The organism is Pseudomonas sp. DWRC2-2 (assembly GCF_049897885.1).
Taxonomy (GTDB): Bacteria; Pseudomonadota; Gammaproteobacteria; order Pseudomonadales; family Pseudomonadaceae; genus Aquipseudomonas; species Aquipseudomonas azotoformans_A.
This window is the reverse complement of the sequence record NZ_JAFCXD010000001.1, coordinates 1,263,335-1,277,793: the sequence shown is the minus strand read 5'-3', so window position 1 is coordinate 1,277,793 and position 14,459 is coordinate 1,263,335. Positions and strand designations below refer to the sequence as shown.

The following is a 14,459-nucleotide window of genomic DNA, read 5'->3' as shown; positions in this document are numbered from 1 at the left end:
CCCCTCCCCTCCCGCGGCCCCCCCCCCCCGCCCCCCCCCCCCCCCCCCCCCCCCCCCCCCCCCCCCCCCCCCCCGCTCCCACACTGAGTTAAGCGCTGAAACCACCATCAATGGTCAAGCTTGCACCGGTGATGTAGCCCGCTTCCGGCCCTGCGAGGTAAGCCACAAAGCTGGCAATTTCCTCGACATGCCCATACCGACCCACCGCCATCAACCCAATCAAACTCTCGGCAAAATCACTGTTCGCCGGGTTCATGTCGGTATCCACCGGCCCAGGCTGCACGTTGTTGATCGTAATACCCCGAGGCCCCAGGTCCCGCGCCAGGCCCTTGGTCAGCCCCACCAGCGCCGCCTTGCTCATAGCATACGGGCCACCACCGCCAAACGGCATGCGCTCGGCGTTCGTGCTGCCGATGTTGATCACCCGACCCCCTTCACCCATATGCTTGGCCGCTTCCTGGGTGGCGATAAACACGCTGCGTACGTTGATCGCCAGGGTCTGGTCAAAGTCTTCCAGCTTGAAGTCTTCCAGCGGCGCGATGGCCAGTACACCGGCGTTGTTCACCAGGATATCCAGGCGGCCAAAGGCTTCGACCGTGGCGTTGACTGCGTTGCGGATCGCACCGGCATCGGCGCTGTCGGCGTGGATCGCCAGGGCTTTGCCGCCTTCGCTGATCACGCTGTTCTGCAATTCTTCAGCCTTGGCGGCCGAGCTGACGTAGGTGAAGGCAACCGCTGCGCCCTGCGCCGCGAGGCGCTTGACGATAGCGGCGCCGATGCCGCGAGAACCGCCTTGAATCAAGGCGACTTTGCCGCTGAGGTTCTGTGTGGTCATGTCGATCTCCTAGCTGTTCAAGGCGGGATGCCTTGTTGTTGGAACCGAGTATCGACCTCGCCAGCCCCTCCCGGTAGACCGTGATTGCTATAGTCTGTGTAAACCAAAAGTTTAGGATGGGTCGATATGGAAAGCTTTGGCAGTATCGAATGCTTTGTACGCAGCGCCGAAGGTGGCAGCTTTGCGGAGGCTGCGCGGCACCTGAGCCTGACCCCGGCAGCCGTCGGCAAAAGTGTCGCCAAGCTGGAGGCGCGCCTGGGGGTCAGGTTGTTCCAGCGCAGCACTCGGCGTCTCACCCTGACTGAAGCCGGAAAACTGTTTCTGGAAGAGGTCAGCGGCAGTCTCACCACCATCCAGAATGCGGTAGCCAACCTGGCCAGCGCCGAAGGGAGGCCGGTAGGAACGCTGAAGGTCAGCATGGGCACTGTGTTTGGTAATCGCTATGTGGTGCCGCTGCTGGGGGCGTTCATGCAGCGTTTTCCTGACATCAGCCCGGACTGGCATTTCGATAACCGCCAGGTGGACCTGATCGGCCAAGGTTTCGATGCAGCCATTGGCGGTGGTTTTGAGCTGCCCCAGGGGGTCGTGGCGCGTAAACTCACACCCGCGCATCGGGTATTGGTGGCTTCGCCGGACTACCTGGCGCAACGCGCGGCGGTATTAACCCCAGAGGACTTGGCGCGCTGCACGGGCATCCTTATCCGCTCGCCGCAAACCGGCCGCATCCGCTCCTGGCAATTGACCAGCACCGAGCGTGAACACCGCCCGCTGGTGCTCAAGCCAGGCATGACCATGAGCGACTCCGAAGCCGCTTGCTGCGCCAGCGCCCAGGGCCTGGGCATCGCGTTGGTAAGCATGCCCATGGCCGTGCCGTTCCTGGACAGTGGTGCGGTGGTGCGGGTGCTGCCCGACTGGTACGTCGACGACGGCAACATCTCCATTTACTACGCCGAACACAAACTGTTGCCCGGCAAGACCCGTGCGTTTGTGGAGTTCATCATCGAGCAGTTTGCCGAGCAGCAGTTGAACCAGCGTTTCAGCGCGGCCAACCGATGACTTTTTTCGGCCTCGGCGTTGCATAGGTCCTGATCTTCGACGTCGACAACCCCAGCCGCACCAGCGACTCCGCGATGGTCACGGCGGCGGTCACACCGTCCACCACCGGCACGCCGGTGCGTTGGCGGATCTGCTCATCCAGCCCGGCCATGCCGCCGCAACCCAGGCAGATCACCTCGGCCTTGTCGTCGCTGATGGCCAGTTCGGCCTGGCGCACGATGGCTTCCATGGCCGCCAACGGATTTTCTTCCAACTCCAGCACCGCCATGCCACTGGCCCGTACCGAGGCGCAACGCTGGTACAGGCCGGCCAGTTTCAGGCGGTCTTCGATCAACGGCACGGTGCGGTCCAGGGTGGTCACCACCGAGTAAGCGTGGCCCAGGAACATTGCGGTGCTGGCGGCGGCTTCGGTGATGTCCACCACCGGTACGTTGAGCAATTCCTGCAAGCCTTCACGGCCATGCTCGCCGTAGCCGGCCTGGATCACCGCGTCGAACGGCTGGTCGTAAGCCATCACCCGGTCCATCACCGCGATGGCCGCCAGGTAGCTTTCAAAGTTGCCCTCCACCGACTCCGCGCCGAAGTAGGGCGTGAGCCCGACAATCTCAGTGCCGGGCGCAGCCACGGCGCGTGCCTGCTGGGCGATGGTTTCAGTGATGGATTCGGTAGTGTTGACGTTGACCACGAGGATACGCATGGAAAGTCCTTGATTAATGACTGACGTTATCGACTGCAATGCTTTCGCCGCTGACATCGGCATAGAACGGCTGGCGCTTGGCGATCAACAGGTACAGCACCCCTGCAATACCGGCGCCAAACATCCAGGAAAACGGCGACACGCTGGCGAAACCGGGCAGCAGCGCCAGGAGAATGGCAATCACGGCTGCGGGAATAAACGCCGCCACTGCGCGCAGATTGACCCCACGGCTGTAGTAATAAACGCCATTCGGGTCTTCGCTATACAGCTGCAACACGTCTACCCGGCTTTTACGGATCAACCAGTAATCGACCATGATCACTCCGTACAACGGCCCCAGCAGGGCGCCCAAGCCGGAAAGGAAATACACGATCACCAACGGGCTGTTGTAGAGGTTCCACGGCAGGATCAGCACCGCCACGGTAGCGCTGATCAACCCGGCGCGGCGGAAGTTAAGGTACTTGGGCGCCAGGTTGCTCAGCACAAAGGCCGGTGCGACGAAGTTGGCCATGATGTTCACGGCCACGGTGACGATCAGGAACGCCAGGCAACCCAGTACCAGGAAGAAGGTATTCGGGATAGCCGCGATGATTTCAGTGGGGCTTTCGATCACCCGGCCATTGAGCTGGAATTGCCCCCCGCACAGCAGCACGGTGATCGCGGCAAACACCAGGATATTCACCGGCAAGCCCCAGAAGTTGCCGACCTGGATGGTCTTGCGGCACGGCGAAGAGCGGGCGAAGTCGCAGAAGTTAAGGATCAGCGTGCCGTAGATCGCCAGCCACAGCGCGCCACCGGCAAAGATATTGCGCCACATCTCGCCACCGCTGAGCGGTTCGCGGATCGACCAGGCGATGTTCCCGCCGGTCTGGAAATACATCCACCCGGCCAACGACGCCACCGTCAGCAGAATCACCGGTCCGGCGAAGCCTTCGTAGCGCCGCACCATCTCCATGCCGTAGGCCAGGATCACCAATTGCACCAGCCAGATCGCCACAAAACAGGCCCAGCCAAGCGACGACAGGCCGAGGATCGAGTTGTGGTCGTAGTCGGCAAAACCCGGATGAATGGCCGTCAAAAGCACGCGGAAAACTACCGAGGCCAGGTAGGTCTGGATACCGAACCAGGCAATCGCAATCACCGCTCGGATCAGCGCCGGAATCTGCGCACCATGAATGCCGAAGCTGATACGGCTGATCACCGGAAAGGGCACACCGGTCTTCTGGCCCATGTAGCCCGACAGGTTCATGAAGAAGTACACCAGCGCCGCGCCAATCCCTAAGGACAGCAGGATCTGCCAGCCGCCCAGGCCCAAGGCATACAAGCCAATGGCGAAGGAGTAGTTGGCGATGTTGTGCACGTCATTGGTCCACAGCGCAAAGATGCTGTAGCGCCCCCAGCGCCGGCCTTCGACCTTGGTGGGTGCCAGGTCCTTGTTGTGCAGCCGTGGGCTGAGCACCAGCGGACCGGGCTCGATGGCTTCGGGCTTCAGGGAGGAGGGCAGATCCAGTGCGATGTTATTCGAGAGGCTTGTACGCATTCCGGCAGGCTCCAGCGCATCGGCAGCCAAGCCGCAGATGGCAAAGTGTATGTAGGTTTTGTATTTATTGTATACAAAGCGCATTTCACCTTAAGCCACTTGCGTGCCAGTTTTTGATCTATGAAAGCTGTAGGTAATTTCGTTTTTATAGGTGTAAGAAATAACTGGCTGAATTCAAAGCAATATAAATTGACCGTTTGAACAGCTATTTATTTTGTTGGGTGAAGTGTGTGCAAAACAGCGAGGGGAGTGAGGCGGGGAAGAATGTAACTTTTCGGTGCGTAATTTTATAAGTGCACACAAGAATGGCACTAATGGTGACATTCTTGTGTACAGATAGAAGGTCAGGCCTTGCTGATGATATTCCCTGCGTGTAGCCCGCATTCCTTCTGTGTGGCTTCTTCCCACCACCAGCGGCCTTCGCGCTCGTGCTGGTTTGGCAGCACCGGGCGGGTGCACGGCTCGCAGCCGATGCTGATAAAGCCGCGCTCATGCAGGCTGTTGTACGGCAGCTCCAGCATGCGGATGTAACCCCAGACTTCCTCACTGGTCATCTGCGCCAGCGGGTTGAACTTGTACAGGGTGCGTTCCGGCGTGGAGAAGGCTGTGTCGATTTCCAGCGCCGCCACCTGGCTGCGGGTGCCGGGGCTCTGGTCACGGCGCTGGCCGGTGGCCCAGGCGCTGACGCCGGAGAGCTTGCGGCGCAGCGGTTCGATCTTGCGTACACCACAGCATTCGCCATGGCCGTCCTTGTAGAAGCTGAACAGGCCTTTTTCTTTGACGAAGGGTTCCAGCTTGCTCTGGTCTGGCGAGATCAGCTCGATGTCGATCTTGTAGAACTCGCGCACCTGCTCGATGAACCGGTAGGTCTCCGGGTGCAGGCGGCCGGTGTCGAGGCTGAACACCTTGACGTTCTTGTTCAGCTTCCAGGCCATGTCCACCAGCACCACGTCCTCGGCGCCGCTGAAGGAAATCCACAGGTCATCACCGAACTGGCTGAACGCCAGCTTGAGAATATCCTGGGCAGATTTGTTGGCGTAAGTCGCGGCGAGTTCAGCGACGTCGAAGGCTTGGTTCATCAGGACGGTTCCTACAGGTCATTGGCGCTGAGCGCTCTATAGGGGAGCGATGGTATCAAAATCCGCTCTGCGTTGCGGCGGCGAGCTTGAATCGCTAGAGTTCGGCAGTCCTTTTGCTCGCTCAACTAACAACATCAAATGGGAGTGTCTTGTGGAAATTGCCTGTCTCGACCTGGAAGGGGTGCTGGTTCCGGAAATCTGGATCGCCTTCGCCGAAAAAACCGGTATTGAATCCCTGCGGGCCACCACCCGGGACATTCCCGACTACGACGTGCTGATGAAGCAGCGCCTGCGCATCCTCGACGAACACGGGCTCAAGCTCGCCGACATCCAGGCAGTCATCGCGACCCTCAAGCCGCTGGACGGCGCTGTCGAGTTCGTCAACTGGCTGCGCGAGCGCTTCCAGGTGGTGATCCTGTCCGACACCTTCTATGAATTCTCCCAGCCGCTGATGCGCCAACTGGGTTTCCCGACCTTGCTGTGCCACCGCCTGATCACCGACGAAACCGATCGCGTGGTCAGTTACCAACTGCGCCAGAAAGACCCGAAGCGCCAGTCGGTATTGGCCTTCAAGACCCTCTACTACCGGGTGATCGCCGCCGGCGATTCCTACAACGACACCACCATGTTGGGCGAAGCCGACCGTGGGATTCTGTTCCATGCGCCGGAAAACGTGATCCGCGAATTCCCGCAGTTTCCGGCGGTGCACACCTTTGAAGACTTGAAGAAAGAGTTCATAAAAGCGTCGAATCGGGCGTTGAGCCTTTAACCATTCGCGTGATCAAACGCCTGCCAGCAAACTCTCATAGGGGATGCGCAAGCCTTCATGCAGGCGCTTGATCATCGACAGACTCAACTTGCGCTTATGGTTCAACACTTCTGACACCCGCCCACTGGTACCGATAAAGGGCTCCAGGTCGCGGGCGGTCATGCCCAGTTGTTCCATGCGGAATTTGATTGCCTCCACCGGATCTGAAGGGGGCATTGGAAAATGCTCGGCCTCGTATTTCTCGATGAGAATGGCGAGGATTTCCAGTTCGTCACCCTCGGGTGAGCCGATTTCCGCTCCCCATATCTGCTCCACGCGCGCAAGCGCAGCGGTTAGATCCTCATGGGAATGTATAGGTTTGATGTTCATCACACGGTCTCCGCGTTGATCTGATCGTACTGGGCATGAGTCCCCACGAAACGTATAAACCCAAGCTGTCGCTGATAGTCGATCGCCATGATCACTCGATACTTGTTGCCGCCCACGTTGAAGACAACCCTGCCACTTTTAAGAATGCTTGCCGTTCTAAGCTCTGCTTTGAGCGCTTGCGGCGTTGGGTAATTCGCCTTTTCCATATGGCGATACAGCTCTACAAGAGGTATTTTGGCGTCGGAATAAGCTGAGTGGCTTTCCCAGAATATTCGCAAGGTAGAGAGCGCGATTATCCGCATCGCTGCAACCTCCCAATTTGGGAGATATTAGGTGTGGTTGGGTTGAGATGCAATCTCGGAAACAAATTCTGACGAGTAAGCAGACGCTTCATGTGATCCCTCACAAACGGCGGGTGGACGGTCGGAGCTGGACGCTATCTTCCAGTTCACTCATCGTCCACACGCGTTCTGAATCAGGATCTTTCTTGCTGCCGGGCCCTATGTTGCAGAGCCAGGAGTGGCCTGGGGACTACAGGTTTTCCAGTGTTTGTAACAACACCCGCACCTTGGTCAGCGACTCTTGATACTCCGCCTCCCACTGCGAATCCGCCACAATCCCGCCACCGCCCCAGCAGCACACCTGCCCATCCTTGACCAACAGACTGCGAATGGCGATGGAGCTGTCCATCTCGCCCCGCACGTCCAGATACACCAGCGACCCGCAGTACAACCCGCGTCGCGTCGGCTCCAGTTCGTCGATGATCTGCATCGCGCGGATCTTCGGTGCGCCCGTGATGGAGCCGCCGGGGAAGCTGCCGGCGATCAGGTCGAGGGCGTCTTTGCCATCGGCCAGTTCGCCGATGACGCTGCTCACTAGGTGGTGCACGTTGGGATAGCTTTCCAGGCTGAACAGCTCCGGCACGCTCACCGAGCCGGTGCGGCAAGTGCGGCCAAGGTCGTTGCGCAGCAGGTCGACGATCATCAGGTTCTCGGCGCGGTCCTTGGGACTGGCCAGCAGTTCGGCGGCGTTGGCGGCGTCTTCTTCGGGTGTCAGGCCGCGGGGGCGGGTGCCTTTGATCGGCCGGGTTTCGACGCGGCGCTCGCTGATATGCACGAAGCGCTCGGGCGACAGGCTCAGCACCGCGCCGTCGTCCGGCAGGCTCTGGAACCCGGAGAATGGCGTCGGGCAGGCTTCGCGCAGGGCGCAGTAGGCAACCCAGGGATCGCCCGCACACGACGCGCGGAAGCGCTGGGCAAAGTTGACCTGGTAGCAGTCGCCGGCCTGGATGTAGTCCTGGATGCGCACGATGGCCTGGCGATAGGCCTCGGCGGTGAGGTCCGCAGCCATGGGGCCGTCAAGCTTGAAGGTCGCCGCGTGGTGGGCGACTGGCTGGCCGAACAGAGTGATCAAGCGCCGCTGTTCGCTCTCGGCCAGGGCCGGATGAAATACAAGTTGGCTGGTCTGCGCCTGATGGTCACTGATCAATGCCCAGGCATATAACCCGAACCGCGCGTCTGGCAGGTGCAAATCGTCTGCGGCAAGGTGCGGCATGTGCTCAAGATGGCGACCAAAGTCATAGCTCAGGTAACCAATCAGTCCACCCGCAAACGGCAGCTTATAGCCAGCAGGCAGATCCGCCTTGCCCAACTGCGTAAGATTTGCCCGCAAGCGTTGCAGGAAATCAACACCGCTTTCGTCGGGCGATACCGTCAATGTCGCTTGTGGCCAGGCACTCAGCAGGTCATAACGCCCGCGCTCGGCTGCCGGACGTCCGCTGTCCAGCAGCACCGCGCCAGGCGCATGGCGGATCGCCGCAAAATACGCAGCGGGGTTGGCCTGGTAAGGCAGTGGGTATACAGAGCAGGTCGACATGCGGGGTGGATCAGCCATTGGCGCGGGGGAGGGGATTGTAGTCCCCTGTAGGATTTGCTCCTAGAGGGGATGTCGGGGATAGGGCGATGAAAAGTCGCGTTAACCTTCGACGGGCGGAATATGCCCAAACATTTCCTGCACAAACTTCACCCGCTCCTCCGGCGTTTCCGTCACGCCAGCGGCTTTCAGTGCTTCCAGCCGTGCTTCCACCGCATGCGTACGCAGGGTCAGGCCGCAGTCGTTGGCAATCTGGATATTCAGCCCTGGCCGCGCATTCAACTCAAGAATCAGCGGGCCTTTCTCCTGGTCCAGCACCATGTCCACGCCGATGTAACCCAGCCCGCACAGCTCGTAGCAGCCCGCCGCGAGCTTCATGAAACCGTCCCAGTTAGGCAGTTGCACGCCGTCCACCGCGTTGGTGGTGTCAGGGTGCTTGGTGATGATGTTGTTCAGCCAGGTGCCACGCAGGGTCAGGCCGGTCGCCAGGTCCACGCCCACGCCGATGGCGCCCTGGTGCAGGTTGGCCTTGCCGCCCGACTGGCGCGTCGGCAAGCGCAGCATGGCCATCACCGGATAGCCCATCAACACGATGATGCGAATGTCCGGCACGCCTTCATAGCTGATGCTCTTGAAGATCTGGTCAGGCACCACGCGATATTCGATCAACGCACGGTCGCGGTGGCCGCCCAGTGAATACAGGCCGGTGAGGATGCTGGAGATCTGATGCTCAATCTCTTCATGGCTGATGATCTTGCCGGACACCGTGCGATAGCGCCCTTCAAAACGGTCCGCCACCACCAGGATGCCGTCACCGCCGGCGCCCTGGGCCGGTTTGATCACGAAGTCGCTGCGCCCGCCGATGATGTCGTCGAGCTTGTCGATTTCCTTCTCGGTGGAAATCACCCCGTACATCTCCGGCACATGAATACCGGCGGCCAGGGCGCGCTCCTTGGTGATGATCTTGTCATCCACGATCGGGTACAGGCTGCGCTTGTTGTACTTGAGCACGTAGTCGGCATTACGCCGGTTGATGCCCATGATCCCTCGCGCTTCCAGGGCCTTCCAGGTCTTCCAGAAACCGAACATTACTTATCAGCCTTCAAGAATGCCTTGAAACGCACCAGCTCGGTCAGGCGGTAACCACGATAACGACCCATGGCCAGCATGAAGCCCACCAGGATCAACAGGATCGCCGGGAAGGTGAACACAAAGTAGATCAGCTCCGGCACGCTCATGATGATGTGCGCAAGCGATGCGGCGAACAGCGTACCAATCGCCACTTTCAGCGCATGGTTGGCGCCGCGTTCTTCCCAGGTGATCGACAGGCGTTCGATGGTCATGGTCAAGATCACCATCGGGAACAGCGCCACCGACAACCCACGCTCTAACCCCAGCTTATGGCTGAACAGGCTGATCGCCGCGATCAGCACCACCACGAACGTCAGCACCACCGACAGCCTCGGCAGCATCTGCAATTTTAAATGTTCCAGGTACGACCTGAGGGACAGCCCCAGCGCCGTGATAATCGTGAACAGCACAATCCCGAAGCCCAGTTGCGTCTCGCGGAACGCCAGGGCGATCAGCACCGGCGTGAACGTGCCCAGGGTCTGCAGGCCGATCAGGTTGCGCAGGATCAAGATCACCAGTACGCCAATCGGGATCATCACCATGATCATGAACGTCTGCTGGGTTTGCAGCGGCAGGCCGTACAGCGAGTATTCGAGGAAGTTGGCGTCGGTGTTCTCGTCCGTCAGCTTGGCCAGGCGAATCGCGTTCATTTCGCTGTTGTTCAGGCTGAAGGTCACCATGGCCTTCTTGCCGCCATCGACGGTGATCAGGTTTTCATCACCGGTCCACCACAGCAGGCGGTCGGTGGGCAAACCTTGTTCGCCGGTTTCCGGGTTGAAGTACAACCAGTCATTGCCGTTGAAACTGCGCAGCCACAGTTCCGGGGTTTGCGGCTGGTCGGCCACCAGGCGGATGGTGTGGACCTTCTCCACCGGCACATGGGCGATGGACAGCAGCAATTCGACGATCTTGGCCTTGTGCGGCGTTGACGGGTCGCCGGCCAGCAGCAGCTTTACATTGTCGTCATTGAGGTTGTTGGTGCGCTTGATGGCTTCGCTGATAAAGGTCTCGACGTCGGCCGAGTGCTGGCGGATCGGCGCTAACAGCGCTTCGGCGGCGATTTTCTCCGGGCCTTCCACGGCAATGCTGTCGCGGAAGGTCGGGCCCTTGACCTTGACCTTTTCGCCGCTGTAACGCTTGGTGAGGACCAGGCGGTAATACAGGGTCTGGTTGCCCTTGGCGCGGCGTGCCGACCAGGTCACCTTGCGGTTGCCGTCGGTGCGGTTGACGCTCACGCCGTAGTTGTTCGAGATAAAGCTCTCGTTGAGGCTGACGAAGTCGCGGCTCAGGGGCGGCACGAACATCTGAATCTTCACCGGGTCTTTCGGGTTGGCGACGAACTCGACCTTGGCGTCGATGTTCCACAAGTCGTCGGTGGCGTCCTCGGTGACGGGGATCCCCAATACGAAGATCTGGTAGGCGGTGACCGAAATACCCAACACCACCAGGATGGCGATCAGGATTTTCAGGTGCAGGGTCAGAGAGCGCATTCGGTTTACTCGGCGGTATGAGCGTCGGCGGCGCAGGCGGGTTTGCCTGCTGCGTATTTAAGACTGGGGTCGACCAGCGCATCAAAGCGTTTCAGCGCTTCGGAGCCGATCAGCAGCGGGTATTGGAATGCGCTGCGGTCAGTCAAGTTCACTTCGATGCTGCGTAAAGCAGTGCCCATGCAGATATCCAGGGCAATCACCGGACGGGCGGTGTAGTTCTTGTCCTCATCGGGGTCGTAGTCACCGGCGCGGCGCTTGATCTTGCTGACGCGGGCCAGGGGGCGCTCGATGGGATGGGAATGGGCGGTGTCGATGGCCAGGTAGAAGCGCACCCAGGATTCGCCGTTGCGCTTGAAGCGCTTGATATCACGGGCACTGAGGGAGGCGGTCTTGGCACCGGTGTCCAGTTTGGCGGCGACTTCCAGGTCGATCCCGGCCAATTGGGCGTATTCGTTGAGGCCGTACACGGTCTTCTCGGCGGCGACGCCAAGGCCCGGTGCGGATAACAGGCAAATCAATAGAAGGAAGGGCTTGAGTCTCATAAATCCCGAGGCGGTGCAGTGCGATGTTCAATTCAAGGCGACTGGCATTACTGCGCAAGCTCCCTCGTGCGCCGTTTCATCTCGCGATGTCAGGCAAAAGTGCCGGGCATTCTAACATGATGCTTTTTTGGCGCCAGCGCTGGCAGGCGGCCATGCCCTGATAGGGTGCAACCCTGGTTATTAGACGATTGTCGACAATGTGTATTTATTCTTTGACTATCCAGGTCTGATTGGCTAGTTTTTGCGGCATTGCTTTTAAAGGTGTCGACAATATGCTGGATCAGCTGGAATCCCCAGTGGTGGCGCAAGACGATTCCCAGACCATGTCCGAGAACGTCTTCCGGCGTATCCAGGCCGCCATCGTCAAGGGCGAGATCGCCCCCGGCAGCAAGATCTCCGAGCCGGAACTGGCGCGCACCTATGGCATCAGCCGTGGCCCACTGCGCGAGGCGATCCATCGGCTGGAAGGCCAGCGCCTGCTGGTGCGCGTGCCGCATGTCGGCGCGCGGGTAGTTTCGTTGAGCCATGCCGAGCTGATCGAGCTCTATGAAATCCGTGAGTCCCTCGAAGGCATGGCCTGTCGCCTGGCCGCCGAGCGCATGACCGACGCGGAAATCGAAGAGTTGCGCCAGGTGCTGCACACCCATGAGCGCGATGAAGCCTTCCAGGCCGGCCTCGGCTATTACCAGCAGGAGGGCGACTTCGATTTTCATTACCGGATCATTCAAGGCGCCGGCAACCGCACCCTGACCCAAATGCTCTGCGGCGAGCTGTACCAATTGGTGCGCATGTACCGCATCCAGTTCTCCGCCACCCCCAATCGTCCACGCCAGGCCTTTGCCGAGCACCACCGCATCCTTGACGCGATTGCCGATCGCGACGGTGAACTGGCCGAACTGTTGATGCGCCGGCATATCGGCGCATCCAAACGCAACATTGCCCGTCACTTCCCCGACGGCACTGCCCAATCACGAGGTGAATGATGAGTTCCAATAACAAGACGACTCCCGGCCAGCGTTTCCGTGACGCGGTCGCCAGCGAGCAGCCTTTGCAGGTGGTCGGTGCGATCAACGCCAATCACGCGCTGCTGGCCAAACGCGCCGGTTTCAAGGCGATCTACCTGTCGGGCGGCGGTGTGGCTGCCGGTTCCCTCGGTGTGCCGGACCTGGGGATTACTGGCCTGGATGACGTGCTGACTGACGTGCGCCGCATCACTGACGTCTGCGACCTGCCGCTGCTGGTGGATGTGGACACCGGTTTCGGCTCCTCGGCGTTCAACGTGGCGCGCACGGTCAAGTCGATGATCAAGTTCGGCGCGGCGGCGATCCATATCGAAGACCAGGTCGGCGCCAAGCGCTGCGGTCACCGTCCGAACAAGGAAATCGTGTCCCAGCAGGAAATGGTCGACCGCATCAAGGCCGCCGTGGATGCGCGCACCGATGACAGCTTCGTGATCATGGCGCGCACCGATGCCCTGGCGGTGGAAGGTCTGGAGTCCGCCCTGGAACGTGCCGCTGCCTGCATCGAAGCCGGCGCCGACATGGTGTTCCCGGAAGCCATCACCGAACTTGAGATGTACAAGCTGTTCGCTTCCCGTGTGAAGGCCCCGATCCTGGCCAACATCACCGAGTTCGGCGCCACGCCGCTGTACACCACCGAACAATTGAAATCGGCCGATGTTTCCATCGTGCTGTACCCGCTCTCGGCCTTCCGCGCCATGAACAAGGCCGCCGAAAACGTCTACACCGCGATCCGTCGCGACGGCACCCAACAGAACGTGATCGACACCATGCAAACCCGCATGGAGCTCTACGATCGCATCGACTACCACACCTTCGAGCAGAAGCTCGACGCGCTGTTCGCAGCCAAGAAGTAAAGAACAGCCTCCCTAATAAATTCAAGATTGGAGAACCGACATGGCTGAAGCAAAAGTACTGAGTGGTGCCGGCCTGCGTGGCCAGGTGGCCGGGCAGACCGCATTGTCCACCGTGGGCCAAGCGGGCGCCGGCCTGACCTATCGCGGCTATGACGTGCGCGAACTTGCCGCCGATGCGCAGTTTGAAGAAGTCGCCTACCTGCTGCTGTACGGCGAATTGCCGACCAAGACCGAACTGGCTGCCTACAGCGCCAAGCTGAGCAAGCTGCGCGACCTGCCGCAAGCGCTGAAGGAAGTGCTGGAACGCATCCCCGCCGACGCCCACCCGATGGACGTAATGCGCACCGGTTGCTCGTTCCTGGGCAATATCGAGCCCGAGCAAGACTTCAGCGTGCAACGCGACGTCACCGACCGCCTGCTGGCCGCCTTCCCGGCGATCATGTGCTACTGGTATCGCTTCAGCCACGACGGCAAGCGCATCGATTGCGTGACCGATGAACCCTCCATTGGCGGCCACTTCCTGCATTTGCTGCATGGCAAGAAGCCGAGCGAGTTGCACGTCAAGGTCATGAACGTTTCGTTGATCCTCTACGCGGAACACGAATTCAACGCCTCGACCTTCACGGCGCGGGTGTGTGCTTCGACCCTGTCCGACCTGTATTCCTGCGTCACCGCCGCCATCGGCTCCCTGCGTGGCCCGCTGCATGGCGGTGCCAACGAAGCAGCGATGGAAATGATCGAGCGCTTCTCGTCCGCTGAAGAAGCGGTCGAAGGCACCCTCGGCATGCTGGCGCGCAAGGACAAGATCATGGGCTTCGGCCACGCGATCTACAAAGACAGCGACCCGCGTAATGAAGTGATCAAGGGCTGGTCGAAAAAACTCGCTGACGAAGTGGGCGACACGGTGCTGTTCCCGGTCTCCGAAGCCATCGACAAGACGATGTGGGAGCAGAAGAAACTGTTCCCCAACGCCGACTTCTACCATGCCTCGGCGTACCACTTCATGGGCATCCCGACCAAGCTGTTCACGCCGATCTTCGTGTGCTCGCGCCTGACTGGCTGGGCCGCGCATGTGTTCGAGCAGCGCGCCAACAACCGCATCATCCGTCCAAGCGCCGAATACACCGGCGTAGAACAGCGCAAGTTCGTGCCAATCGAACGTCGCTGAATGGAGAAACCGCTGATCCCGGGGTGAAACCGGAT

Annotated in this window: 15 protein-coding genes; 5 read left to right on the top strand and 10 right to left on the bottom strand. The window is 60.2% G+C overall.

The window, feature by feature from the left end:
- Nucleotides 1-88 precede the first annotated feature (88 nt).
- Nucleotides 89-835 (bottom strand): 3-oxoacyl-ACP reductase family protein, encoded by a 747-nt coding sequence (locus ACP7EW_RS06220; RefSeq protein ID WP_033901224.1) that lies wholly within the window; start codon nucleotides 833-835, stop codon nucleotides 89-91.
- A gap of 126 nt (nucleotides 836-961) precedes the next feature.
- Here ACP7EW_RS06220 and ACP7EW_RS06215 point away from each other — a divergent pair, with 126 nt between their 5' ends.
- Nucleotides 962-1,891, top strand: a complete 930-nt coding sequence (locus tag ACP7EW_RS06215) for a LysR family transcriptional regulator (protein WP_269131682.1) — start codon at nucleotides 962-964, stop codon at nucleotides 1,889-1,891.
- On the opposite strand, the gene ACP7EW_RS06210 is transcribed toward ACP7EW_RS06215, so the two are convergent.
- From ACP7EW_RS06210 to ACP7EW_RS06200, 3 genes are all read right to left on the bottom strand, one after another.
- Complete coding sequence (locus tag ACP7EW_RS06210) at nucleotides 1,872-2,588, bottom strand: aspartate/glutamate racemase family protein (protein WP_426215951.1); 717 nt, start codon at nucleotides 2,586-2,588, stop codon at nucleotides 1,872-1,874. The two genes, ACP7EW_RS06215 and ACP7EW_RS06210, sit on opposite strands and share 20 nt — an antisense overlap.
- Before the next feature lie 13 nt (nucleotides 2,589-2,601).
- The gene (locus ACP7EW_RS06205; protein WP_038847340.1) at nucleotides 2,602-4,128 is read right to left on the bottom strand and encodes an NCS1 family nucleobase:cation symporter-1; all 1,527 of its coding nucleotides are present in this window, start codon (nucleotides 4,126-4,128) and stop codon (nucleotides 2,602-2,604) included.
- Between the two features lie 344 nt (nucleotides 4,129-4,472).
- Nucleotides 4,473-5,207, bottom strand: coding sequence for a phosphoadenylyl-sulfate reductase (locus ACP7EW_RS06200; RefSeq protein ID WP_003214958.1), 735 nt, complete (start codon nucleotides 5,205-5,207; stop codon nucleotides 4,473-4,475).
- A 151-nt stretch (nucleotides 5,208-5,358) separates the two neighbouring features.
- On the opposite strand from ACP7EW_RS06200, the gene thrH reads away from it, so the two are divergent.
- A complete protein-coding gene (thrH, locus tag ACP7EW_RS06195; RefSeq protein ID WP_095017258.1) occupies nucleotides 5,359-5,976 on the top strand; it encodes a bifunctional phosphoserine phosphatase/homoserine phosphotransferase ThrH in 618 nt (205 codons plus the stop codon).
- Nucleotides 5,977-5,988: 12 nt separating this feature from the next.
- On the opposite strand, the gene ACP7EW_RS06190 is transcribed toward thrH, so the two are convergent.
- From ACP7EW_RS06190 to ACP7EW_RS06165, 6 genes are all read right to left on the bottom strand, one after another.
- Nucleotides 5,989-6,345, bottom strand: coding sequence for a helix-turn-helix domain-containing protein (locus ACP7EW_RS06190; RefSeq protein ID WP_177112708.1), 357 nt, complete (start codon nucleotides 6,343-6,345; stop codon nucleotides 5,989-5,991).
- Nucleotides 6,345-6,647, bottom strand: a complete 303-nt coding sequence (locus tag ACP7EW_RS06185; RefSeq protein WP_426215948.1) for a type II toxin-antitoxin system HigB family toxin — start codon at nucleotides 6,645-6,647, stop codon at nucleotides 6,345-6,347. Before ACP7EW_RS06185 ends, ACP7EW_RS06190 begins: the two co-directional genes overlap by 1 nt.
- 229 nt (nucleotides 6,648-6,876) lie before the next feature.
- Nucleotides 6,877-8,220 carry an aminodeoxychorismate synthase component I gene (gene pabB, locus ACP7EW_RS06180; RefSeq protein ID WP_426215946.1) on the bottom strand — a complete coding sequence of 448 codons (1,344 nt, stop codon included), beginning with the start codon at nucleotides 8,218-8,220 and terminating at the stop codon, nucleotides 6,877-6,879.
- A gap of 99 nt (nucleotides 8,221-8,319) precedes the next feature.
- Nucleotides 8,320-9,306, bottom strand: coding sequence for an alpha-L-glutamate ligase-like protein (locus tag ACP7EW_RS06175; protein WP_033901220.1), 987 nt, complete (start codon nucleotides 9,304-9,306; stop codon nucleotides 8,320-8,322).
- On the bottom strand, nucleotides 9,306-10,838 hold the full coding sequence (locus ACP7EW_RS06170) for an inactive transglutaminase family protein (RefSeq protein WP_038847322.1): 1,533 nt from the start codon (nucleotides 10,836-10,838) through the stop codon (nucleotides 9,306-9,308). The genes ACP7EW_RS06175 and ACP7EW_RS06170 overlap by 1 nt, the downstream gene beginning before the upstream one ends.
- Before the next feature lie 5 nt (nucleotides 10,839-10,843).
- Complete coding sequence (locus tag ACP7EW_RS06165) at nucleotides 10,844-11,380, bottom strand: ATP-dependent zinc protease family protein (protein ID WP_016979246.1); 537 nt, start codon at nucleotides 11,378-11,380, stop codon at nucleotides 10,844-10,846.
- Nucleotides 11,381-11,652: 272 nt separating this feature from the next.
- Between ACP7EW_RS06165 and ACP7EW_RS06160 the strand changes: the two genes are divergently transcribed.
- From ACP7EW_RS06160 to prpC, 3 genes are read left to right on the top strand one after another with little or no spacing between them, the layout of a single operon-like run.
- Nucleotides 11,653-12,363 (top strand): GntR family transcriptional regulator, encoded by a 711-nt coding sequence (locus ACP7EW_RS06160; protein ID WP_016979247.1) that lies wholly within the window; start codon nucleotides 11,653-11,655, stop codon nucleotides 12,361-12,363.
- A complete protein-coding gene (gene prpB / locus ACP7EW_RS06155) occupies nucleotides 12,363-13,256 on the top strand; it encodes a methylisocitrate lyase (RefSeq protein ID WP_016979248.1) in 894 nt (297 codons plus the stop codon). Before ACP7EW_RS06160 ends, prpB begins: the two co-directional genes overlap by 1 nt.
- Before the next feature lie 40 nt (nucleotides 13,257-13,296).
- Nucleotides 13,297-14,424, top strand: a complete 1,128-nt coding sequence (gene prpC, locus ACP7EW_RS06150) for a bifunctional 2-methylcitrate synthase/citrate synthase (protein ID WP_033901216.1) — start codon at nucleotides 13,297-13,299, stop codon at nucleotides 14,422-14,424.
- Nucleotides 14,425-14,459: the final 35 nt, after the last annotated feature.

Excerpts from the sequence above, each read along its gene's own strand:
- ACP7EW_RS06220 (WP_033901224.1), bottom strand. The coding sequence starts at position 835 with ATGACCACACAGAACCTCAGCGGCAAAGTCGCCTTGATTCAAGGCGGT.
- ACP7EW_RS06215 (WP_269131682.1), top strand. The coding sequence starts at position 962 with ATGGAAAGCTTTGGCAGTATCGAATGCTTTGTACGCAGCGCCGAAGGT.
- ACP7EW_RS06210 (WP_426215951.1), bottom strand. The coding sequence starts at position 2,588 with ATGCGTATCCTCGTGGTCAACGTCAACACTACCGAATCCATCACTGAA.
- ACP7EW_RS06205 (WP_038847340.1), bottom strand. The coding sequence starts at position 4,128 with ATGCGTACAAGCCTCTCGAATAACATCGCACTGGATCTGCCCTCCTCC.
- ACP7EW_RS06200 (WP_003214958.1), bottom strand. The coding sequence starts at position 5,207 with ATGAACCAAGCCTTCGACGTCGCTGAACTCGCCGCGACTTACGCCAAC.
- ACP7EW_RS06190 (WP_177112708.1), bottom strand. The coding sequence starts at position 6,345 with ATGAACATCAAACCTATACATTCCCATGAGGATCTAACCGCTGCGCTT.
- ACP7EW_RS06185 (WP_426215948.1), bottom strand. The coding sequence starts at position 6,647 with ATGCGGATAATCGCGCTCTCTACCTTGCGAATATTCTGGGAAAGCCAC.
- pabB (WP_426215946.1), bottom strand. The coding sequence starts at position 8,220 with ATGTCGACCTGCTCTGTATACCCACTGCCTTACCAGGCCAACCCCGCT.
- ACP7EW_RS06175 (WP_033901220.1), bottom strand. The coding sequence starts at position 9,306 with ATGTTCGGTTTCTGGAAGACCTGGAAGGCCCTGGAAGCGCGAGGGATC.
- ACP7EW_RS06170 (WP_038847322.1), bottom strand. The coding sequence starts at position 10,838 with ATGCGCTCTCTGACCCTGCACCTGAAAATCCTGATCGCCATCCTGGTG.
- ACP7EW_RS06165 (WP_016979246.1), bottom strand. The coding sequence starts at position 11,380 with ATGAGACTCAAGCCCTTCCTTCTATTGATTTGCCTGTTATCCGCACCG.
- ACP7EW_RS06160 (WP_016979247.1), top strand. The coding sequence starts at position 11,653 with ATGCTGGATCAGCTGGAATCCCCAGTGGTGGCGCAAGACGATTCCCAG.
- prpB (WP_016979248.1), top strand. The coding sequence starts at position 12,363 with ATGAGTTCCAATAACAAGACGACTCCCGGCCAGCGTTTCCGTGACGCG.
- prpC (WP_033901216.1), top strand. The coding sequence starts at position 13,297 with ATGGCTGAAGCAAAAGTACTGAGTGGTGCCGGCCTGCGTGGCCAGGTG.